This is a genomic window from Marinobacter sp. S6332 (assembly GCF_023016045.1).
Classification (GTDB): Bacteria; Pseudomonadota; Gammaproteobacteria; order Pseudomonadales; family Oleiphilaceae; genus Marinobacter.
The window spans coordinates 186625-204282 of record NZ_JALKAP010000004.1 but is presented as its reverse complement, the minus strand read 5'-3'; the positions used below and the strand labels follow the sequence as shown (position 1 = coordinate 204282).

14 protein-coding genes are annotated in these 17658 nt (G+C 49.7%); 4 read left to right on the top strand and 10 right to left on the bottom strand.

Annotation, left to right across the window (positions count from 1 at the left end; genetic code table 11):
• Nucleotides 1-81: 81 nt before the first annotated feature.
• The 4 genes from MWU62_RS07630 to MWU62_RS07615 all read right to left on the bottom strand — a co-directional run bounded on the left by MWU62_RS07630 (nt 82) and on the right by MWU62_RS07615 (nt 6577).
• The gene (locus MWU62_RS07630; protein WP_247114280.1) at nt 82-3630 is read right to left on the bottom strand and encodes a glycosyltransferase; all 3549 of its coding nucleotides are present in this window, start codon (nt 3628-3630) and stop codon (nt 82-84) included.
• A gap of 3 nt (nt 3631-3633) precedes the next feature.
• Nucleotides 3634-4626 (bottom strand): sulfotransferase, encoded by a 993-nt coding sequence (locus tag MWU62_RS07625; RefSeq protein WP_247114279.1) that lies wholly within the window; start codon nt 4624-4626, stop codon nt 3634-3636.
• A 164-nt stretch (nt 4627-4790) separates the two neighbouring features.
• Nucleotides 4791-5480 carry a WbqC family protein gene (locus tag MWU62_RS07620; protein ID WP_247114278.1) on the bottom strand — a complete coding sequence of 230 codons (690 nt, stop codon included), beginning with the start codon at nt 5478-5480 and terminating at the stop codon, nt 4791-4793.
• Nucleotides 5477-6577 carry a DegT/DnrJ/EryC1/StrS family aminotransferase gene (locus MWU62_RS07615; RefSeq protein WP_247114277.1) on the bottom strand — a complete coding sequence of 367 codons (1101 nt, stop codon included), beginning with the start codon at nt 6575-6577 and terminating at the stop codon, nt 5477-5479. Before MWU62_RS07615 ends, MWU62_RS07620 begins: the two co-directional genes overlap by 4 nt.
• 456 nt (nt 6578-7033) lie before the next feature.
• Here MWU62_RS07615 and MWU62_RS07610 point away from each other — a divergent pair, with 456 nt between their 5' ends.
• Nucleotides 7034-8524 (top strand): flagellin, encoded by a 1491-nt coding sequence (locus tag MWU62_RS07610; RefSeq protein ID WP_247114276.1) that lies wholly within the window; start codon nt 7034-7036, stop codon nt 8522-8524.
• Between the two features lie 66 nt (nt 8525-8590).
• Here MWU62_RS07610 and rfbC read toward each other — a convergent pair whose 3' ends face one another.
• Genes rfbC through rfbB form a run of 4 tightly spaced genes read right to left on the bottom strand, consistent with a single transcriptional unit; the run spans nt 8591 to nt 12008 of the window.
• Complete coding sequence (rfbC, locus tag MWU62_RS07605; protein WP_247114275.1) at nt 8591-9136, bottom strand: dTDP-4-dehydrorhamnose 3,5-epimerase; 546 nt, start codon at nt 9134-9136, stop codon at nt 8591-8593.
• Nucleotides 9137-10021, bottom strand: a complete 885-nt coding sequence (gene rfbA / locus MWU62_RS07600) for a glucose-1-phosphate thymidylyltransferase RfbA (protein ID WP_247114274.1) — start codon at nt 10019-10021, stop codon at nt 9137-9139. It lies immediately after the preceding gene.
• Complete coding sequence (gene rfbD, locus MWU62_RS07595) at nt 10018-10932, bottom strand: dTDP-4-dehydrorhamnose reductase (protein WP_247114273.1); 915 nt, start codon at nt 10930-10932, stop codon at nt 10018-10020. The genes rfbA and rfbD overlap by 4 nt, the downstream gene beginning before the upstream one ends.
• Nucleotides 10929-12008: a dTDP-glucose 4,6-dehydratase gene (rfbB, locus tag MWU62_RS07590; RefSeq protein WP_247114272.1), complete on the bottom strand. Its 1080-nt coding sequence runs from the start codon at nt 12006-12008 to the stop codon at nt 10929-10931. The genes rfbD and rfbB overlap by 4 nt, the downstream gene beginning before the upstream one ends.
• A gap of 221 nt (nt 12009-12229) precedes the next feature.
• Between rfbB and MWU62_RS07585 the strand changes: the two genes are divergently transcribed.
• The 3 genes from MWU62_RS07585 (at nt 12230) to MWU62_RS07575 (ending at nt 14964) form a co-directional block, all read left to right on the top strand.
• Entirely contained in the window at nt 12230-12511 is a 282-nt protein-coding gene (locus tag MWU62_RS07585) for a type II toxin-antitoxin system ParD family antitoxin (RefSeq protein ID WP_247114271.1), read from the top strand.
• 24 nt (nt 12512-12535) lie between these two features.
• Entirely contained in the window at nt 12536-12856 is a 321-nt protein-coding gene (locus MWU62_RS07580; protein ID WP_247114270.1) for a type II toxin-antitoxin system RelE/ParE family toxin, read from the top strand.
• A 107-nt stretch (nt 12857-12963) separates the two neighbouring features.
• A complete protein-coding gene (locus tag MWU62_RS07575) occupies nt 12964-14964 on the top strand; it encodes a hypothetical protein (RefSeq protein ID WP_247114269.1) in 2001 nt (666 codons plus the stop codon).
• A 338-nt stretch (nt 14965-15302) separates the two neighbouring features.
• Here MWU62_RS07575 and MWU62_RS07570 read toward each other — a convergent pair whose 3' ends face one another.
• Together MWU62_RS07570 and sbcB are read right to left on the bottom strand one after the other, a co-directional pair.
• A complete protein-coding gene (locus tag MWU62_RS07570) occupies nt 15303-15647 on the bottom strand; it encodes an endonuclease domain-containing protein (protein ID WP_247114268.1) in 345 nt (114 codons plus the stop codon).
• A 524-nt stretch (nt 15648-16171) separates the two neighbouring features.
• Nucleotides 16172-17614 carry an exodeoxyribonuclease I gene (gene sbcB, locus MWU62_RS07565; RefSeq protein WP_247114267.1) on the bottom strand — a complete coding sequence of 481 codons (1443 nt, stop codon included), beginning with the start codon at nt 17612-17614 and terminating at the stop codon, nt 16172-16174.
• Between the last annotated feature and the right edge of the window lie 44 nt (nt 17615-17658).

Here is a 17658-nt window from a genome sequence, read left to right as displayed (position 1 = left end):
CGCCCTGTTAATTCACTTAACGGCACTCCAACAACACTCTTTAGAAAATATTTCGCTTCTTTTGTAAAAAAGTGTAAAAGCTCAAAATTTCGTCCAAGCACGCAACCATTGCTGAAGATTCTCACCCTCGAGCATCCAGTCTCGCAGGATCACACTCTTGAGCTCATCCCCTTGTCTGGCCGTTTCATCCAGATCGCTCAAATGCATTCGTATCGCATCCATCCAGTCCTTATAGCGATTTTTGACTCGAGTCACGGGCAACCCATGCGCGCGGTATGGCTCGACATCGCTACAAACAACCGGGAACCCGCATGCGCCATACTCCAGCAACCGTAGATTGCTTTTACAACGGTTAAAGAGATTGTCCTCTAGGGGCGCAATCGCCAGGTCTAGGTTCATTGAAGCCAGCTTCGGGGGGTATAAAGCGATATCTACACCCTCATGCACCTCTTTTACGAAAGGCTTAAGGCTGTCGGGACACATTCCAAAGAGCACCCAGTCGACTTCCTCAGCAAGTTCGCGCACAACTGCTTCCACCAACTCAAGGTCGCCTGTATGCCCAATGCCACCAGCCCAGCCCACTCTCGGCTTGTCAGACTGACGCCGCATAGAATTCAAATCTTGCCACCATTCAAGCGGTAGCCGGTTCTCCACCACGCGGATATCAGAGTGGATTCCCTTAAAAGCTTCTGCCAAAGGATGGGTTGATACCACAAACCGGTCAACATGCTTTAAAGACCGCCTCAATGACTTGAGAATATCTTTAGGCATATTTTTCCGGTACGCGCTTTTCAGAGGAAGATTTGGAAGGTAGTCATCCAACTCATAAACCACTGGTTTTTTCAGGAAGCGCCTCACCTGCTTCATGCTGGCAATGGCTTCATCTGTGATTTGCCGTTGGTAGACACAGCTATCAGGATTTAGCTTCGCTATTTCGGGAACGGTCAGCCACTCACGAGCAATCATACCCCCAGCAACTCCCAGTGCCTTCATAGCTTCAAGAGGCTGCATCATTCGATAATGGCCACAACCCCATTGATCGGCGGGATAAACCAATACTGTCGACTGGCCGAGTAACTTCTGCGGTTGCCAGCTCAAATCAATGCGTTGCTCGACTTCAAAGCCAGGCCCCGCTAGGGAGAAATTGCGATTGTAAGAAGGGTCGTTCGCTAACTGGGTCAACCAGCGATCATAGATTAGGTTCTCACTCTCAGCTCGAGATGGGCTCACTCTTGAATTCTCAGGTGCCGTAGCTGAAACTTGGCTGGTCACAGAGGCCTTCATAACGACAGTCCGTGGAGTCCAGACATTCAAGCGCCCGGAATGACCAACCCGGAAACAAAAATCCGCACCACAAAAAAGGTCATCCAGCGACTCATCAAAGCCTCCGAGCTCGGCAAACATGGCCTGCGAGAACATCATACAATCATCCGTAACAAGGCTGCAGTTTTGGTCGACTTGCAAGCGGCTCATATAACCCAAAGCACTTGCATCTTCACCGACAAAGGTGCTGCTTGATACCCCGTTAAGTCCCGCGACAATGCCAGCGGAGCTCACATTTCCGTCTGCGGCCAATATCTTAGCGCCAACAATGCCAACTTCTGGCCTCTGTGCATGATTCAGAAGCGACTGAAGCCAATCTTTTCGAATAATCCCAGTGTCGCTCCCGAGCAGCACGAGATACTCACCTCGGGCCTCACTCACCGCTTTGTTAACAGCTACCGAGCGGTTCACCGTGTGAGAATGATGGAACACCCGAATATTTGATACCCCCATCTCCGCGAGGCCATTGAGCCAGGCCTTTGCCTCTGGGGTTTTACTATTATTATCAAAAATCAGTATTTCATAGTTGACGTAACCGGCCTTCTCTAAAATAGACTCAACGCACGTCTGTAGATGGGCTAACTGGTCCTTGGCGACAACCACTATTGAAACTGACGGCGCCTCTGTTGGGCCATAGTTCACATCATAGGTTGCTGGGGCGTAGCCTTCAGTAACCTCTGCACCGCTATAACCTCTGCGACGCAAGTGTTCCAAAATGACCGCTTTTGTCTCGCCGTCATCTGCATTACCTATTTCCTGATTCGAAATCAGCACAGGCTCGGCGACATGGCCGAAGGCACCGAATCCGTTATTCTCGAGAATCCGTAATATTAGATCTAGCTGAAAAGCAGACTTAAGCGAAGTATCAAATCCGCCCATATTCATAAAAGCTTCTCGTCTGAAAAACCAGTGCTTCGTTGTAACGCTTGGATGGCTTAGCAGCATATCGAGATTGAAGTCAGGCCGAAGCAGTGCTCCGTGGATATCACCACCCTCACTAATCAACTCATCGCCGAAGACGGCAACGCAAGACTCTGGTGCCGACTGAAGCTCCAAGGCGATGGTCATGACCCCATTGGTTCCAAGAACCGTTCCAGGCTCCGAAACCAAAAACCAACTGGCCTGCGAACTCATCGCTGCATCGTTAATTGAGCGCGCCAAATCTTGAGGGTCGAACGAGCTAATAACTAGATCTGGTGCGCTTACCTTCTCATCAAATTCGCTGCTATTGGTGAGGACTATGCAAGAAAGGCATGCCACTGCAACTCGAGCCAACCTGTAAGCTTTAACTGCCTCGCTCAACCTATCACCAGATGATTCACGGTCAACAATGATCACGCAGATCTTGAAATCACCTGAAATTCGATTCTTTAGCAGGGCGAACTGCTCTGGAGTGAGGGTGCGGCCCTCACTCCAAGATGCAAGCGGGTTTGCCAATGGTGGTGAAGAGTTTTCTGCCGCTTCTTGCGTATACTCCACGAAACGCTCTAATTGAAAACCTACCTCTTTATCCTGCTCGATACGATTTTGGCGAAACTTGGCAAGGCCATGCTTAGCAATGCTTATACTCGCGGGGTCATCCGAAAGCGCATACCCTAAACCGCCGTAGATCAAGAGGTTGTTTTCTGTGAAACCATACTTATGCCCAGACTCGAATTCTTTTACTACAAGAGGGCAACCGCATAACATAGCCATGGTGCATGTCGTCGAATACTCGTAAGAATACAAAACTTCAGCTTGCTTTAGCTTTCCCGCGAGCTCTTCATGGCTCAGCGGTTTACTCATTGATAGTACTTCAATGTCATCAGGCAGCTGATCGAAGTCTACCCCGTCCCTCGGATAACGGTTTAAGTATAAAAGCCGCCTAAATCTTTTTTCTTCTTTTGGCGGGCAGAAAACATCCAAATCGATCACAGGAACCTTAAGTTTGTACCCCTCTCTAGCCATCCCTTCCATGAACGGCTCATTGTAAAAGAAAAAAAGATCAGACTCCGATGCGTTGATCTCATTTCCTCTAATGACACCCTCTCTATTAAGCATATATCTGACGCAAACCTTGGCGCTCAAAGGATTACCGGAGATTATCTCAGGGTAAACAGCGATTGGATTGTTACCATTTTTTTGATGCGCCACCATGTCATTGTCTTGCAACACTGGAGCGTTTAGTGAGCTATCATTCTTCGTCGACCCTACAATGAAAGCGTCGAATCCCATGCCATTTAACTTGTCACAAAGCGCGTAAAGAACATGCACGCCAGCAGAGGTATTCCTAAAATCAGGGGCCATAATATAATACGGATTCTTCATATCTCACTCGAACTTTTCATAAGCAGCTTTCGCTTCCTCGTGACTGTACTCTTCCAACCTCCAGCTTTCAGAGGATAAGAATTCAGTTTTACCAGTATAAATTGGTTTAAATTCATTCCTTTCCACCAAAGGTGAAACAATTTCATTAAAGTAATATTCAGGATCCAAGCAAAAACCCTCATACTCAACAATGATTTTTTTATGTTTAGGTAAAGTCTCAAATCCACTTTCAATCGATTTATTAATCGCTGAAATCTGACCAGCCACAGACTCTAAAGGGTTTAAATTATTTAGTGCAGAGCACTCTTTTATCTTGAAAGAGTACCATGTATCAATGTCTCCATATTGGCGCTTACGCGCCTCAAGTACAGACTGCATATTGAAGACCGGGTCTCGGCGAATCCAAACAAATAGCGCCTTTTCGAATTGCTCAGCCAACTCTGTAATATTTTGGTTCATTATCATCGCCTTCATGGCGAACGGTTTTTCAAAGATATTTGCCAGCGCGTTAAACTCATCTCGCAAACCAGTCAGGTTTCCTTTGCTCCGCAGTTCATCTGGAGGCATGTAATCCAGCTGTTCGAACGGAAGGAAACGACGCCAAAAGTACCAGAATTCATTGGGCGCCAAAGCACCTTTAGTTTTTCCATTATCAGAGCTAAAATTTATCTCAGAATTGAAATCTAGAATTTCATCACGGAAATTATAGCGAGGATCGGTAAGTAATTGCTGAATTCTCGCACCAACCAGCGGAGCCCCAAAGAAGCGTGAGAGTAAATTGGTTGGATAAGCTACAAGGCCAGTATTTGCAAGCCATTGCATAAACAGTGTGGTACCGGACCGAGGTGGCCCCACAATAAATATTTTCGAAAACTGCTCAGATGTATCGGTAAGGTAGGCATCGTTTGCGCTCGCCAAATTATAATTCAGATCCTGCAAAAGTGTCTCAAGTGCAGAAATACGTCTGTATTCACTTGTCCGCTTTATAGGTTTCACAACGCAGCCAAACCTCTCAATTAGTTACCAACGCATATATCATATCAAAAACCATCGATCATTATATAACATTGATAAAAATGAATATTAAATACACCAACTACCTCAGACTCATTACTCAAGGGAGTTTTGAGGTGGGATCAAAATACACATCATCAGATTCTTCAGTTAAACTCATACTGACTCAACAATCTAACGACCTCTCTAGGAGAACAGTTCATAAGCACATCGATAATAGAAAGATTTGGTACAAATTCAGTAGTACGCTGCTGATACCTCACAGGCAATGAATCAACAAACATTAATTTCACTCCATGCACCGCAAAACCTACTTTCGTATAGAGCTGCCTGCCACCCGGAGCATTAACGTAAAATTCAGCATCGAACTTATGACATAGACTAACTAGCTTATCTTGCGCAGACGCCGTTCGATCATATTCTAAACCACTTGCCTTTCTGAACTTCTTATCGATGCCAAGATACGAAAAGATAGCTTCAAAACCATGTAGACAAACGGAAGCGATTGAACGCTCTTCATGCTTTAAAACCTTTAGAATCACTGGATATACAAACTCAAAATATGGTGCATCTGAGTAACTGTACTCAATCATTTTTAAAACTTTACTTACATCTTTTGAGAATGACAAATCACATATTAATCTATTTTGAGATGCTCCCAGCACTGGCACGGTGAATCTAACTACACCACTTGGAGATAATACTTTATTACGATTTATATTTCCCGACTTTATATACGAAACATCGTCATATATAACAAACAAATCAGATGCATATATTAGATGAAAATACCCAATATAAGGAAATAAGTAAGGTTGCATGACTGCAAGCTTCATACCCTTAACTCCGCCCTTATCAGCGCTATGATGACTGCTTGAACTGAATCTGGTAAACTATAGAAGATAGGCAGACAAAGTATTCGGCTTGCCAAATCCCTTGAAACTGGTTGATCTACCTGTGCACCTAAGCACTCCAGCGACTCCAACGACGGATAAAAATACCTTCTTGCCAGCACACCACTTTCTTTGAGTTTCGCAGCTATATGTACAACATGCTCTTCTCTGTCAAAAACAACAGGAAAATATGCAAAGTTATAGTCTAGGCCATGACTCTTGGCTTGCAGCTGCATGTACATACCTAGTGCCTCCTCGTATCTTTGCCAAACATCTGCCCTTAACTTCAAATTTTCTTCAACCTCATCGAGCACACACAAACCCATCGCTGCTTGTAACTCGTTCATTTTGGCATTGATACCCAACTCTTCGATGGTTTCCGGCCCGGTAATACCAAAGTTGATCATTTTTTTAGCCCGTTCCAGATCTTCCTTTCGCTTAAATACGATCGCGCCACCTTCCCCTGTGTGGAAAAGCTTGGTTGCGTGAAAGCTCAGCGTGGAGGCATCTCCATGCTTAAGCAAACTCTCACCCTTGTACTTCACTCCAAATGCATGAGATGCATCATAAATCACTTTAAGGCCATGCTCTTGGGCAATGGCCCCAATGCTCTCTACATCGCAAGCGTTACCAAATACATGGACTGGCACTATAGCTCGAGTGTTGGCAGTTAAGCCTGGCACAATATTTTTTGGGTCGAGGCACCAAGTGAGCGGGTCTATATCGACAAATACAGGCTTCACACCATCCCACTTCAGCGAACTTGCCGTTGCTATAAATGAGAAGGGCGTAGTAATCGCTTCCGGGCTACCGGTTTTGGACGAGTCGCTAACACCCAACACTCGGTAGGCAATTTGGAGAGCCAACGTGCCATTAGCCACCAATAGAAGGTTATCTACCTCTAAATACTCCTCTAGCCGGGCTGTGAGCTCTTGCACTAGTTGGCCGTTATTTGTGAGCCAATGCCTAGAGTAGATGCCATCCAGAAGCTTTTCTAGCTTCTTCCGGTTGGGGAGATAGGGCTTTGTGACAGGAATCATATGCTGCCTTCCAAGTGACTAATAATTCAGTGATTACAACTAAAGGCCTTTTTTGAGACTACGTCAATTAGAAGCTGTTCGCCAAACACATCCTCAGATCTTAAGATTTTTTCTTTGCGCCCATTAAAAATCGGCGCTTTAGAAACTCTACTGTCAGCAGGGAAAACATCTGGAAACCTGCTGCATGGCCACCTGCGTCAATTAACTGTTCATTCTGTATTATCGGCAACTCCTTTCCCTTCTAGCGCGCCTGAATATTGCCACCCTGCCAGAGTCACTCTTCGCTGACTCTGTAAATAAACTGCGAAAACAAAAGGATATCGATAAAAATCAAGAGCTGGCACACCTTTCGCTTACTTCCTATGCAAACGGCAAACAAACGAATTCCAGCCGGCAAAGGTTCACCATAAGTTTTATGAACCTGGTTTCCGGCAATGCTGAGCAGGGAGAATAGACATGCCTCAGATTATTAACACCAACATCGCGTCGCTGAACGCTCAACGCAACCTGAATGCTTCACAGCGAGATGCGGATACAACGCTTCAACGTCTGTCTTCCGGCTTGCGCATAAACTCCGCGAAAGACGATGCAGCAGGCTTGGCGATCGCTGAGCGATTTAGCTCTCAAGTGCGTGGCCTGAATCAGGCGGTACGAAACGCTAACGACGGCGTCTCTCTGGCTCAGGTGGCGGAAGGCGCACTGGGCGAATCCGGCAATATTGTGCAGCGTATGCGCGAGCTTGCTGTTCAGGCTGCCAACGCAACGAATTCGGCTTCTGACAGAAAAGCGTTGCAGGCGGAAGTAAACCAGCTCAAGCAAGAGATGGAGCGCATAGCGACCACTACTGAGTTTAACGGCCTCAACCTTCTTGATGGCACTTTTCAGGCGCAGAAGTTTCAGGCTGGGGCTAATGAGAACCAAACGATTTCAGTGTCGATTACAGGCACTCGAATCGACAGCCTTGCAAACAATACTCGGGATACTGTGGCTAGTGGCACGGGTACGGGCTCAATAGCAATATCGACAGCATCTGGAACGGCGCCTACCGAGAATAATCTGGACCCTCAAACTCTCACGATCTCAAGCTCGCTAGATGAGCAAAACGTTGATATTACAGCTTCTGGCGCAACAGCTGAATCTATTGCCGCCGAGGTCAACAAGAAAGCTGAAACCACAGGGGTGACAGCATCTGCCAGAACATCTGTAGATTTTGGACCACTTTCAGCTAGCGGCACCGTTACCATGAAGCTATCAACTGGCGACGGTAATGAAGCTACGGTATCTGCGCAGATTTCAGACACCACAAACATTGAAGCCCTGGCCCGTGAGATCAATGCCAGCAGCGGCAAAACCGGCATAACGGCGGAAGTCGATGGCGGTAAAATGAAACTTATCCAGGAAAGCGGCAAAGATATTGTTATCGAGGGCTTTTCCAACAACGGTGGCGGCACCGTTGCGCTTGAGAGCTCGTCCGGAGACACCGCAATACTCACTGATGGAGCCAATGATGACAGTGCGCGAATTGCTGGCGAAGTTACGTTTGATTCAGCCACCAGCTTTGCGGTCTCCAGCAATGTAGGCGGTGCCACAGGGCTATTTACGGCTACCAGCGCCTATGGTTCGACAACGGAAACGCTGGCAGATATAGACATCAGCGATTTTGAAGGCGCAAGCAGCGCCATGCGGGTACTCGACTCTGCTCTTGAGACCATCAACAGTATTCGTGCAGATTTGGGTGCAGTCCAGAATCGACTGGAATCGACCATTGCGAACTTAAGTACCACAGCAGAAAACCTCTCGGCCGCTCGATCGCGCATTCAGGATGCGGACTTTGCAGCGGAATCTGCAAACCTGGCGCGCACACAGGTGCTCCAGCAAGCAGGCCTCTCGGTATTGGCTCAGGCCAACGCTCGGCCCCAGCAGGTTCTGCAGTTATTGCAGGGATAACAGCTCAAGTAAAAACTAAAAAGGCCGGGCGACACCCGGCCTTTTTAGTTGATTGAAGGGGCATATTTAGACTTCGAACATTGCCTTCAGGCTTGGGGCGCTGGCATCTTTTTCTGAGATGATCAGCTCGGCGGAATCAACATCTCCCCAGTCAATCGCCAAAGTTTCGTCATCCCATCGAATGCATCGCTCATCATCCGGATCGTAAAACTCGGTACACTTGTATTGAAAATCGGCCTCGTTACTCAAAACGCGAAAACCGTGAGCAAACCCCGGCGGTATCCAAAGCATACGATGGTTTTCGCAAGATAAACGTTCGGCTATCCACTTCCCAAAAGTTGGCGATTCTCGGCGTACATCCACAGCCACATCACATACCTCACCGCGACTGACCCAAACGAGCTTGCCCTGAGGTTTTGCCTCTTGAAAGTGCAATCCGCGTAAGGTGTTGCGGCAAGAGCGGCTAAAATTATCCTGAACAAACTCTACGTGTAGCCCATGCCGGGCAAGCTCACGCTGGTTCCAGACCTCCTTAAAGAACCCGCGACTATCACCGAATACCTTAGGCAGCACCAGCTTCACGTCAGGCAAGGCCGTATCTTTAATCTCCATTTACGACACCCCTACAGAGTCTGATTCCGCCAACTTTTTTAGATATTCTCCGTAACTATTCTTGTGCAGTTTTTCCGCCTGTTGCATCAACGCCTCACGGCCAATGTAGCCCATTCGGTAGGCCACCTCTTCGAGGCAGGCAATTTTTAGCCCCTGACGCTTTTCAAGAGTTTCGATAAAGCCAGATGCTTCGTACAAAGAATCAAACGTGCCTGTATCCAGCCAAGCGAATCCCCGCCCCAGCAACTCAACATTTAGCTTTCTCGCACTCAAGTACGCTTGGTTAACGGCGGTTATTTCCAGCTCGCCGCGAGCTGACGGCTGAACGGATTTTGCCACTTGAATAACATCATTATCATAAAAATACAGACCCGTAACTGCGTAATCTGAGGCCGGTTTTTCAGGCTTTTCTTCAATGGAAATGGCGTGGCCAGCCTCATCGAACGCCACTACACCAAAACGCTCTGGATCTTTTACCTGATAACCAAAAATCGTTGCACCGGTATCTTTGCTGGCCGCTCGCTGGAGCCGTTGACTCAACCCTTGGCCATAATAGATGTTATCGCCCAATACCAAGCACACGCTGTCTTCACCAATAAACGATTGGCCAATCAAAAAAGCCTGAGCAATACCCTCGGGACGCGGTTGTTCGGCGTAGCTCAGCTCAATCCCAAACTGCTTCCCGTTGCCCAATAGCCTTTGGAAGGAAGGGCCATCCTCCGGCGTGGTGATAATCAAAATCTCGCGGATACCGGCAAGCATAAGCACCGACAAAGGGTAATAAATCATCGGCTTGTCATATACCGGTAGCAACTGTTTGGATACCCCTTGAGTAATGGGATACAAGCGAGTTCCAGAACCTCCAGCAAGTACAATCCCTTTCATCTAAATATCTCCTTTTCCGAAAGAGAAAACCGCTCATCAATTACTCGGGCTACACCGTCTTCCCAACGAGGTAAGTGCAAACCAAAAGCCTTTCGCAAACGGTCACAGCTCAAGCGTGAGTTAAGTGGTCGCGCGACGCCACCAGCATAGTCAGCACTGGGTACTGGTTTGATGGCATCCGTATCCATTACCGTTCGCATACCCTTAGCGCGTAACTGCTCCGCAATAAGAACAGCGAACTGCCACCAAGAAGCTTCTCCAGATGCAGTCAAATGATAAAGCCCGCAGTGTTTTCTATCATTAAGCGCCGCCCGCACCCCGTGAGCGGTGATATCCGCAATCAATTCCGCAGAGGTTGGCGCACCCACCTGATCACACACAACACTCAGGCTCTGCCGGGAGGTTAAAAGCGGCAGCATAGTGCTGAGGAAATTTTTTCTACGCGCGGAGTACACCCAACTTGTTCTGAACACAAGGTAGTCGCAACCACTCTGGGTAATAGCCATATCTCCGGCGAGCTTGCTCTTGCCGTAGAAGTTTAAAGGTGCCGCTTTACTATCCTCATCGTATGCTGAGCCCGAAGTGCCATCGAATACATAATCCGTTGAGTAATGTACAAATAAAGCACCCATCTGTTTGGCCTCTTCAGCCATCACTCGAGGGGCTTCTGCATTGATGCGAAATGCCATTTCCTGCTGGGTTTCTGCCGCAACCACATCGGTAAATGCCGCCGCATTTACAATGAGATCTGGCCTAATGTTTTGAATACAAATGCGTAGGCTCTCGGGCTTTTCCAGATCAACCTTCAGCCCGTCATTACGGGCGACCGGCTCTACGTTTCCCAACACAGAGAGCGAACGGCGCAACTCCCAGCCCAGCTGCCCTTCAGCTCCAAAAAGAAGAATTCTCACTCTTCTACCACCTGCCGGTATGCGCCACTATTAACTCGCGCACACCAAAGCGGGTTATCAAGATACCAAGCAATCGTTTTTCTCAACCCCGTTTTTAAGTTTTCGCGTGGCTGCCAAGCCAGATCTCTTGCAATTTTGCTCGCATCAATTGCATAGCGCCTGTCATGGCCCGGTCTATCTTGCACGAACGTAATCAGATCCTTGTACCATACAACTCCCGCGGGCTTTTCTGGAGCCAACTCTTCTAATACCTCGCATAAAGCATGAACCAAATCAATATTCCGCCTTTCCGCGTTTCCGCCAATGTTGTACACCTCTCCGGGCCGAGCTTCTGTCAAGACTCGGTAAAGTGCTTCGGCATGGTCATCAACATAAAGCCAGTCCCGAACCTGCCCTCCATCTCCATACACCGGCAATGGCTTACCTTCCAGTGCATTTGTAATCATCAAAGGAATCAGCTTTTCCGGGAACTGATAAGGGCCATAGTTGTTCGAACAACTCGTAATCAATACAGGTAGCCCATAGGTTCGATGCCAAGCCCGCACGAGATGATCAGAACTGGCTTTGCTGGCGCTATATGGGCTGCTGGGCGCATAGGCTGTTGCTTCGTGGAAACGCTTTGTTGCGCCCCCTTCTTCATCGGCAAGGTCGCCGAACACTTCATCGGTACTTACATGGTGAAAGCGAAACGCCTGCTGCTCCGGACTTCCTAAACTATTCCAATAATGTCTAGCGCTTTCAAGCAATGTGTAGGTGCCAAGAATGTTGGTCTCGATAAATGCCGCAGGCCCAAGAATCGAGCGGTCCACATGACTCTCAGCCGCCAAATGTAAAATGGCGTGAGGGCGATACTCCTCAAGGATGCGATCAACAGTCTTTCGATCGCATATATCCCCGTGCTCAAACCTGTATCTAGGGCTTTGACTGAACTCAGCAAGGTTATCCAGATTGCCCGCGTAGGTAAGCTTATCGAGAACAACCACCTGATCGGCCGTGGCGTTCATTATATGCCGCACCAACGCCGAACCGATAAATCCGGCGCCGCCGGTTACCAATAGTGTTCGCTTAGTTGCCATGCCCACTCCCGCCAATAAAACGCAATATCGATTAGCAACATACTACCTCATCAGTAAACCCACGGCATTTGCCAGCAACGTTGTGAGCAATTGAAAGATAGATGCAGGTGTCCTTGTATTGCCTGCGCCTTATGTGTGACCTACAAATCCGGTTCACAGGACCTTGGAACATACCTCGACGAATGGCATTATATGCCAATCACTAAGCTGGAGGTGCTCACATGGCAACGAGAAATATAGTTTTAACCAATCACCAGGAGCAACTGCTGGGCGCCCTTGTTAAAGCTGGTCGTTACCAAAATGCTAGCGAGGTTCTTCGGGAAGGCCTTCGCCTTGTCGAGGAGCAGGAATTGCAACATCAACAGAAGCTTATGACTTTGCGAGATGCCGTGGCTGAAGGCCTGCAAGACGTTGAAGAGGGACGCACTGTCAGTCTGGGCGTTGGCGAAGATATTACCAAATACCTCTCACGCAGGGCTTCTGAGCTTACTAAAAAGGACTGAGTCTTATGCCCCCACTATGGGACGGTGGAATTTTCACAAAGAGCTGCGGCGGATTTTGACGAGATTATACTTCATACCTTGAAATACTTTGGGCAGCATCAGGCCCAACGCTATAGCGAATTAATAGCTCATAGCGTGAGGGAACTGTCTGAATCAGGCCCAGATCATTATCTCGCAAAAACCCGTCCGGAACTGCATGCCGATATTCAGAGCATGCCGGCTCGAAGGGTGGGAATGAATGCGAAGCACCTTCTTTTCTTCAAAGAAGTCGTCGATAAGCAATCAAGAAAATTCGTGATCTTACGTATCCTGCACACATCGATGGATTTTGAGGAACACTTCTAAACTGGCACACCTTTCGCAATACCTCTTACAAAGCACAGAAAACCACCAAAAAACTGCAGGCCTTTGCCGCAATTTTTTAGCGCAGCGGCAGGTAAACGAGGTATCCCATGCAAGCCAAACATCACACTCAGGAATCCCATTCCCAACAGGCACAGGCGGCTCGGCTGCTTTTGCAGGCCAATCTTGCGTATGGCGAGTCCAACAGCAGCGGGTTGAGCCATATCCAGCGTTTACAGGCCCGGCAGGAATGCCGTGTGTATTTGGAAGAGGTGATTGCGCTTGATCCAAACAATGCAATTGCTTTGGGTTTATTGGGGCGTGTCGAAATGGACGACGGGCAACTTGAAAACGCCCACGACCTCTTCAACGCCAGCCTGCAGGTCCAGCCTGGTCAGGCGCAGCAGTACGCAAATCTGGGATACTGGGCACTGAAAACCGAGCGCCCTGCTCTGGCAGAGCAGCACTTCCTGCAGGCTCTGGACCACGACCGGCAATCCGCCGCCGCTTTTTGCGGTGTCGCCCACGCCAAGCGGTTGCAGGGTCAATTTGATGTGGCCTATCTGCATTACCGCAAGTTGTTGGAAACTGGCACCGAATGGGATTCCGTATACAGCGGCATGCTAACCTGCGCCCAACATCTTGCAGTAAACAAAGCGGATAGCAACTTGGCTTTGGATGCTATCGCGCTGCTAAGCCATGAGGGTTTGCCGCATCAGGAAATCGGTCGTTTTGTAGCGTCCATCATCCGCCAGCAATACGACTTGGATAACCCTCAAGCAGAGATTTTTCTGGATTCTGCAAGCGCCGATGAACTATTACTTCTGGCCCTGCAAAAAACATTGATGCCAGACCCGGCGGTGGAAGAGCTGGTTGTTATGTTACGCCGCGCGATTTTGACAGAAGTCGCCCAGACGGTAGAACTAAGAGACGACTTACAACAGCTCGCGCTCGCTGTCGCTCAGTATGCAGACCGTACCGGCTATGCGCTCGCGGCTGCGGAAGATGAAACACGCCTAATAGAAGCGGTTAACGACAGCCTCAAAGCACAGATCGTAATGGGCGAACCTCAGGAAGCCTTGATTGGCTCGCTAATGATCAGTGCCATGTACGGCGCCCTATTTCATCAAGACTTTGCTGTGCAGCTAGGGCAGTGGAATCTCGTGGACTGGCCGCTGGCACTTCAGGTTGTCCTCGCTGCCAGTTATTACCACCGCGCCGCAGAAGAAGGCATCAAACAGTGCTTTGATGAGAAGGCGGCAGAGCTGTGCCTTGATAAAACCGACGTAGCGCAAGCTTGGCCGGTCTGGTCGAAACTTGCTTACCGCACCGAAAGCAGCTTGAAGTCACTGATGGCAACAGAGCTAGGATTAACCACAGACAAGCTACCTGACACCTTGCGCGTTATCGTATGCGGCGCTCAATCTGGCCAGCGCGCTATGGAGTTGGCTCGCTACTTGGCAGATGTTGAGGTGATCGCCGTAGATGAATCCTTGGCTAACATTGCCAGAGCGACTCGCATGGCCGCGGAATCAGAGATCAGTAACATTGTGTTCTGGCCCTGGTCTATCGCGCAGCAGTTCGTGGCGGATGGCCATAAGGTGCATTGGGTTGAAGTGGGCCGCCTGCCCTCACCAGCCATGACAGAACTCTCTCTAGCGGCATTGGTGAACAGTGCCGCCGGTTCTGGTGCAATAGTTCACCTACATACAGCCATAGCCGAACGCACAACCGGCGACCGGCAAATGCGGAAGTTAATAGCTGAACACAACCTGCAACCAACCCGCGCTACCCTGCTACAACTTAGGCGAATGGTTCTGAGCAACCGGCAGGACACAACATGGCAAGAGCTTGCCCAAGAAGATGATTTCTACAGCCTTGGCGGCTGCAGAGATCGCTGGTTCCAGCCACAGGACGAGGCCCAGCTAAGAGACTTGATGGCAATGGTTAGTAACGAAGTGGAATGGAAGCTGGTAAAGGCGCGCGATGAAGATGGCCACAGCTTGGCCACCAAGCCAGTGCAAACACAGATTCAGGCAGAGGCTCTGGGGAGTGAGGTGCAGAGTTTGATGGGGCAGAATTTGAGTGTTTATTTTCAACGGCGGCGGTGAGGCGGCCCCCCCTCTCCCCAACCCCTCTCCCGCGAGGGGTGAGGGGCTTTTAATGCTCTGACCTTAAAACTTGGCGGAATCTCGCTGGTTTTGGGTGTGTAGCTCCCCTCTCCCCAACCCCTCTCCCGCGGGGGGAGAGGGGCTTTTACTGCACTGGTCTCGAGTCTTGGCGGAATCCTGCAGGCTTTGGGTGTGTAGCTCCCCTCACCCTTTACGGGAGAGGGGTTGGGGGAGAGGGTGCATTTTAAAAGCAGCCCGACAGGCCAACATCATTTAGCCCCTCACCCCTTGCGGGAGAGGGTTGGGGCGGTCCGACGCCTCGGGAGGGGTCGGCCGCTCTAACTCCCAATTCCCCTGCCCTCCAACTCGTCATAAATTACAGAAAGCACCACATCAATCTGCTTCAGAATTTCATGATTCCAAAACCTCAGCACGGTAAACCCTTGCGAACGCAACCAAGCATCCCGTATCTGGTCACTCTCCGAATTATTGTGCTGACCGCCATCGGCTTCAACAATCACTCTTGAGCCAAAATGCACGAAATCGACGATGTAGGGCCCAAGGGGCTGCTGGCGTCGGAAGCGTTTGCCGTTTAAGCGATAGGCTCTTAGGTGAAACCAGAGTAGTTTCTCCGCATCGGTCATGTTTTGGCGGAGGTGTTTGGCGAACTGAGCTTGGTTCATTGGGCCATCCTTGGCTTTGGTGGTTTTTTGGTTGTGCTTGGTTCTTAAGCACTCCCCCTCTCCCCAACCCCTCTCCCGCGAGGGGAGAGGGGCTTTTACTGCACTGACCTTAAAACTTGGCGGAATCTCGCTGGCTTTAGGTGTGTAGCTCCCCTCGCCCTTCACGGGAGAGGGGCCGGGGGAGAGGGTGCATTTCAAAAGCGGCCCACAAGGGCCAACATTACTGGCCTTGGGCCTTGGCGAAACTCTGTGGGCTTTGGGTGTATAGCTCACCCCCTCTCCCCAACCCCTCTTCCGCAAGGGGTGAGGGGCTTTTACTGCATTGGTCTCAGGCTTTGGCAGAATCTTGCAGGCTTTGGGTGTGTAGCTCACCCCCTCTCCCCAACCCCTCTCCCGCAAGGGGAGAGGGGCTTTTACTGCACTGGTCTCAGGCCTTGGCATAATCCTGCAGGCTTTGAGTGTGTAGCTCCCCTCTCCCCTTGCGGGAGAGGGGCCGGGGGAGAGGGGACGGGCAGACATTCTTTTCACATATACGGAATCAACGACTCCCCATACAAATGCAAATCCTCCAAAATCTGCTGCTTCTGCGGCGTCAGTTCCGGATCACTAGCCAGCCGCTGCAGCTCAAGCCCGAACGCCTCAAGGGACAACCAACCTTTTTTCGGGGTCATTAAGCGCTGAGTACGAAACTGCTCCCAGCGTTCGGACTCTTCACTGGTCAGTGAGTCAGGATAATTACGAGCACGGTACCGGAAGAGCATTTCCTGCAAGCGCTCGTCTTTAAAACTGAAGGTTTCGTCAACCAAGGATTCCGGCGGCGTTTTTAGCGCTCGGTTCAGTTCACTGCGGTCGTTCGTAGAAATAAAGCCGCCAGCATAAAGTTGTTCATCCGGGTCCGTTAGGTCGCCTTGGTGTGGCTGGTCGAATGCTTCAGCAATTCGCTTCGCCAGTCCCGGCGCCTTTCTCAGCAGGGCAAGATTAGCTCGAAGGGTGTCGCCATCAAGCTCCAACTCCTTCAGGCGTTCGGCGGAAAGCGTTGTGAGCATGTTCGCGGGTGCCAGCACTGGGCATTTGTTCAGCTGCACACCTTTTAGCGGGAAACGTTTTTTGTCTCCCAGTTCCGCCTGAGAAGTAAACACCCGCTCGCGAATCTGCTCCGGTGTGGCGTTAATCAGTTCGCTCGGGTCTTCCCTTAGGTCATAAACAATCACCAGATTTTTATTGCTGGGGTGATCCGCCAAGGGCGCAACCATGGCGCAGCAACCACGGGTTGCCGGGTATTTTGCGGATATGTGGAAGACCGGTTTCATGGCAGCCGTGTCCAGCATGGCTCGTGCGGAGTGTTTGTCTTTGTTGTTGAGAACAAAATCAAACAGCTTCGGCTGCTTGTCTCGGATCAGTTTGGCAACGGCAAGGGTTGCTTCCACATCCGACATGGCATCGTGGGCAGCTTCGTGGGCGATGCCATTGGCGGTGGTGAGCGCTTCCAGCTTAAAGCTGGGGCTGCCGTCTTCCTTACGCGGCCAACTGATCCCTTCAGGCCGCAGTGCGTAGGTCAGCCGCACCATATCAATAATGTCCCAGCGGGAGTTACCGTTTTGCCACTCACGGGCATAAGGATCTTGCAAGTTTCGGTACAGCGTATGGCGGGTTACTTCATCATCAAAGCGAAGGCTGTTATAACCTACTACACAGGTTCCGGGCTGGCTGAAGGCCTCATTAATCTGCGCGATAAATTCAGTTTCGGGGAAGCCGTCCTGCATTGCCTTTTGGGGCGTAATACCGGTAATCAGGCAGGCCTCTGGCGAGGGGAGGTAGTCATCGGTGGGTTTGCAATAAATAACCAACGGATCTTCAATAATATTGAGATCCGCATCGGTTCTAATGCCTGCAAACTGCGAGGGCCGATCATGGACCGGGTCCACACCGAATGTTTCGTAATCATGCCAGTAAAAAGAGCGGATCAAGCTAAGACTCCTGCCTTATGAATCATTAAGTTCAGGAGTCTAGC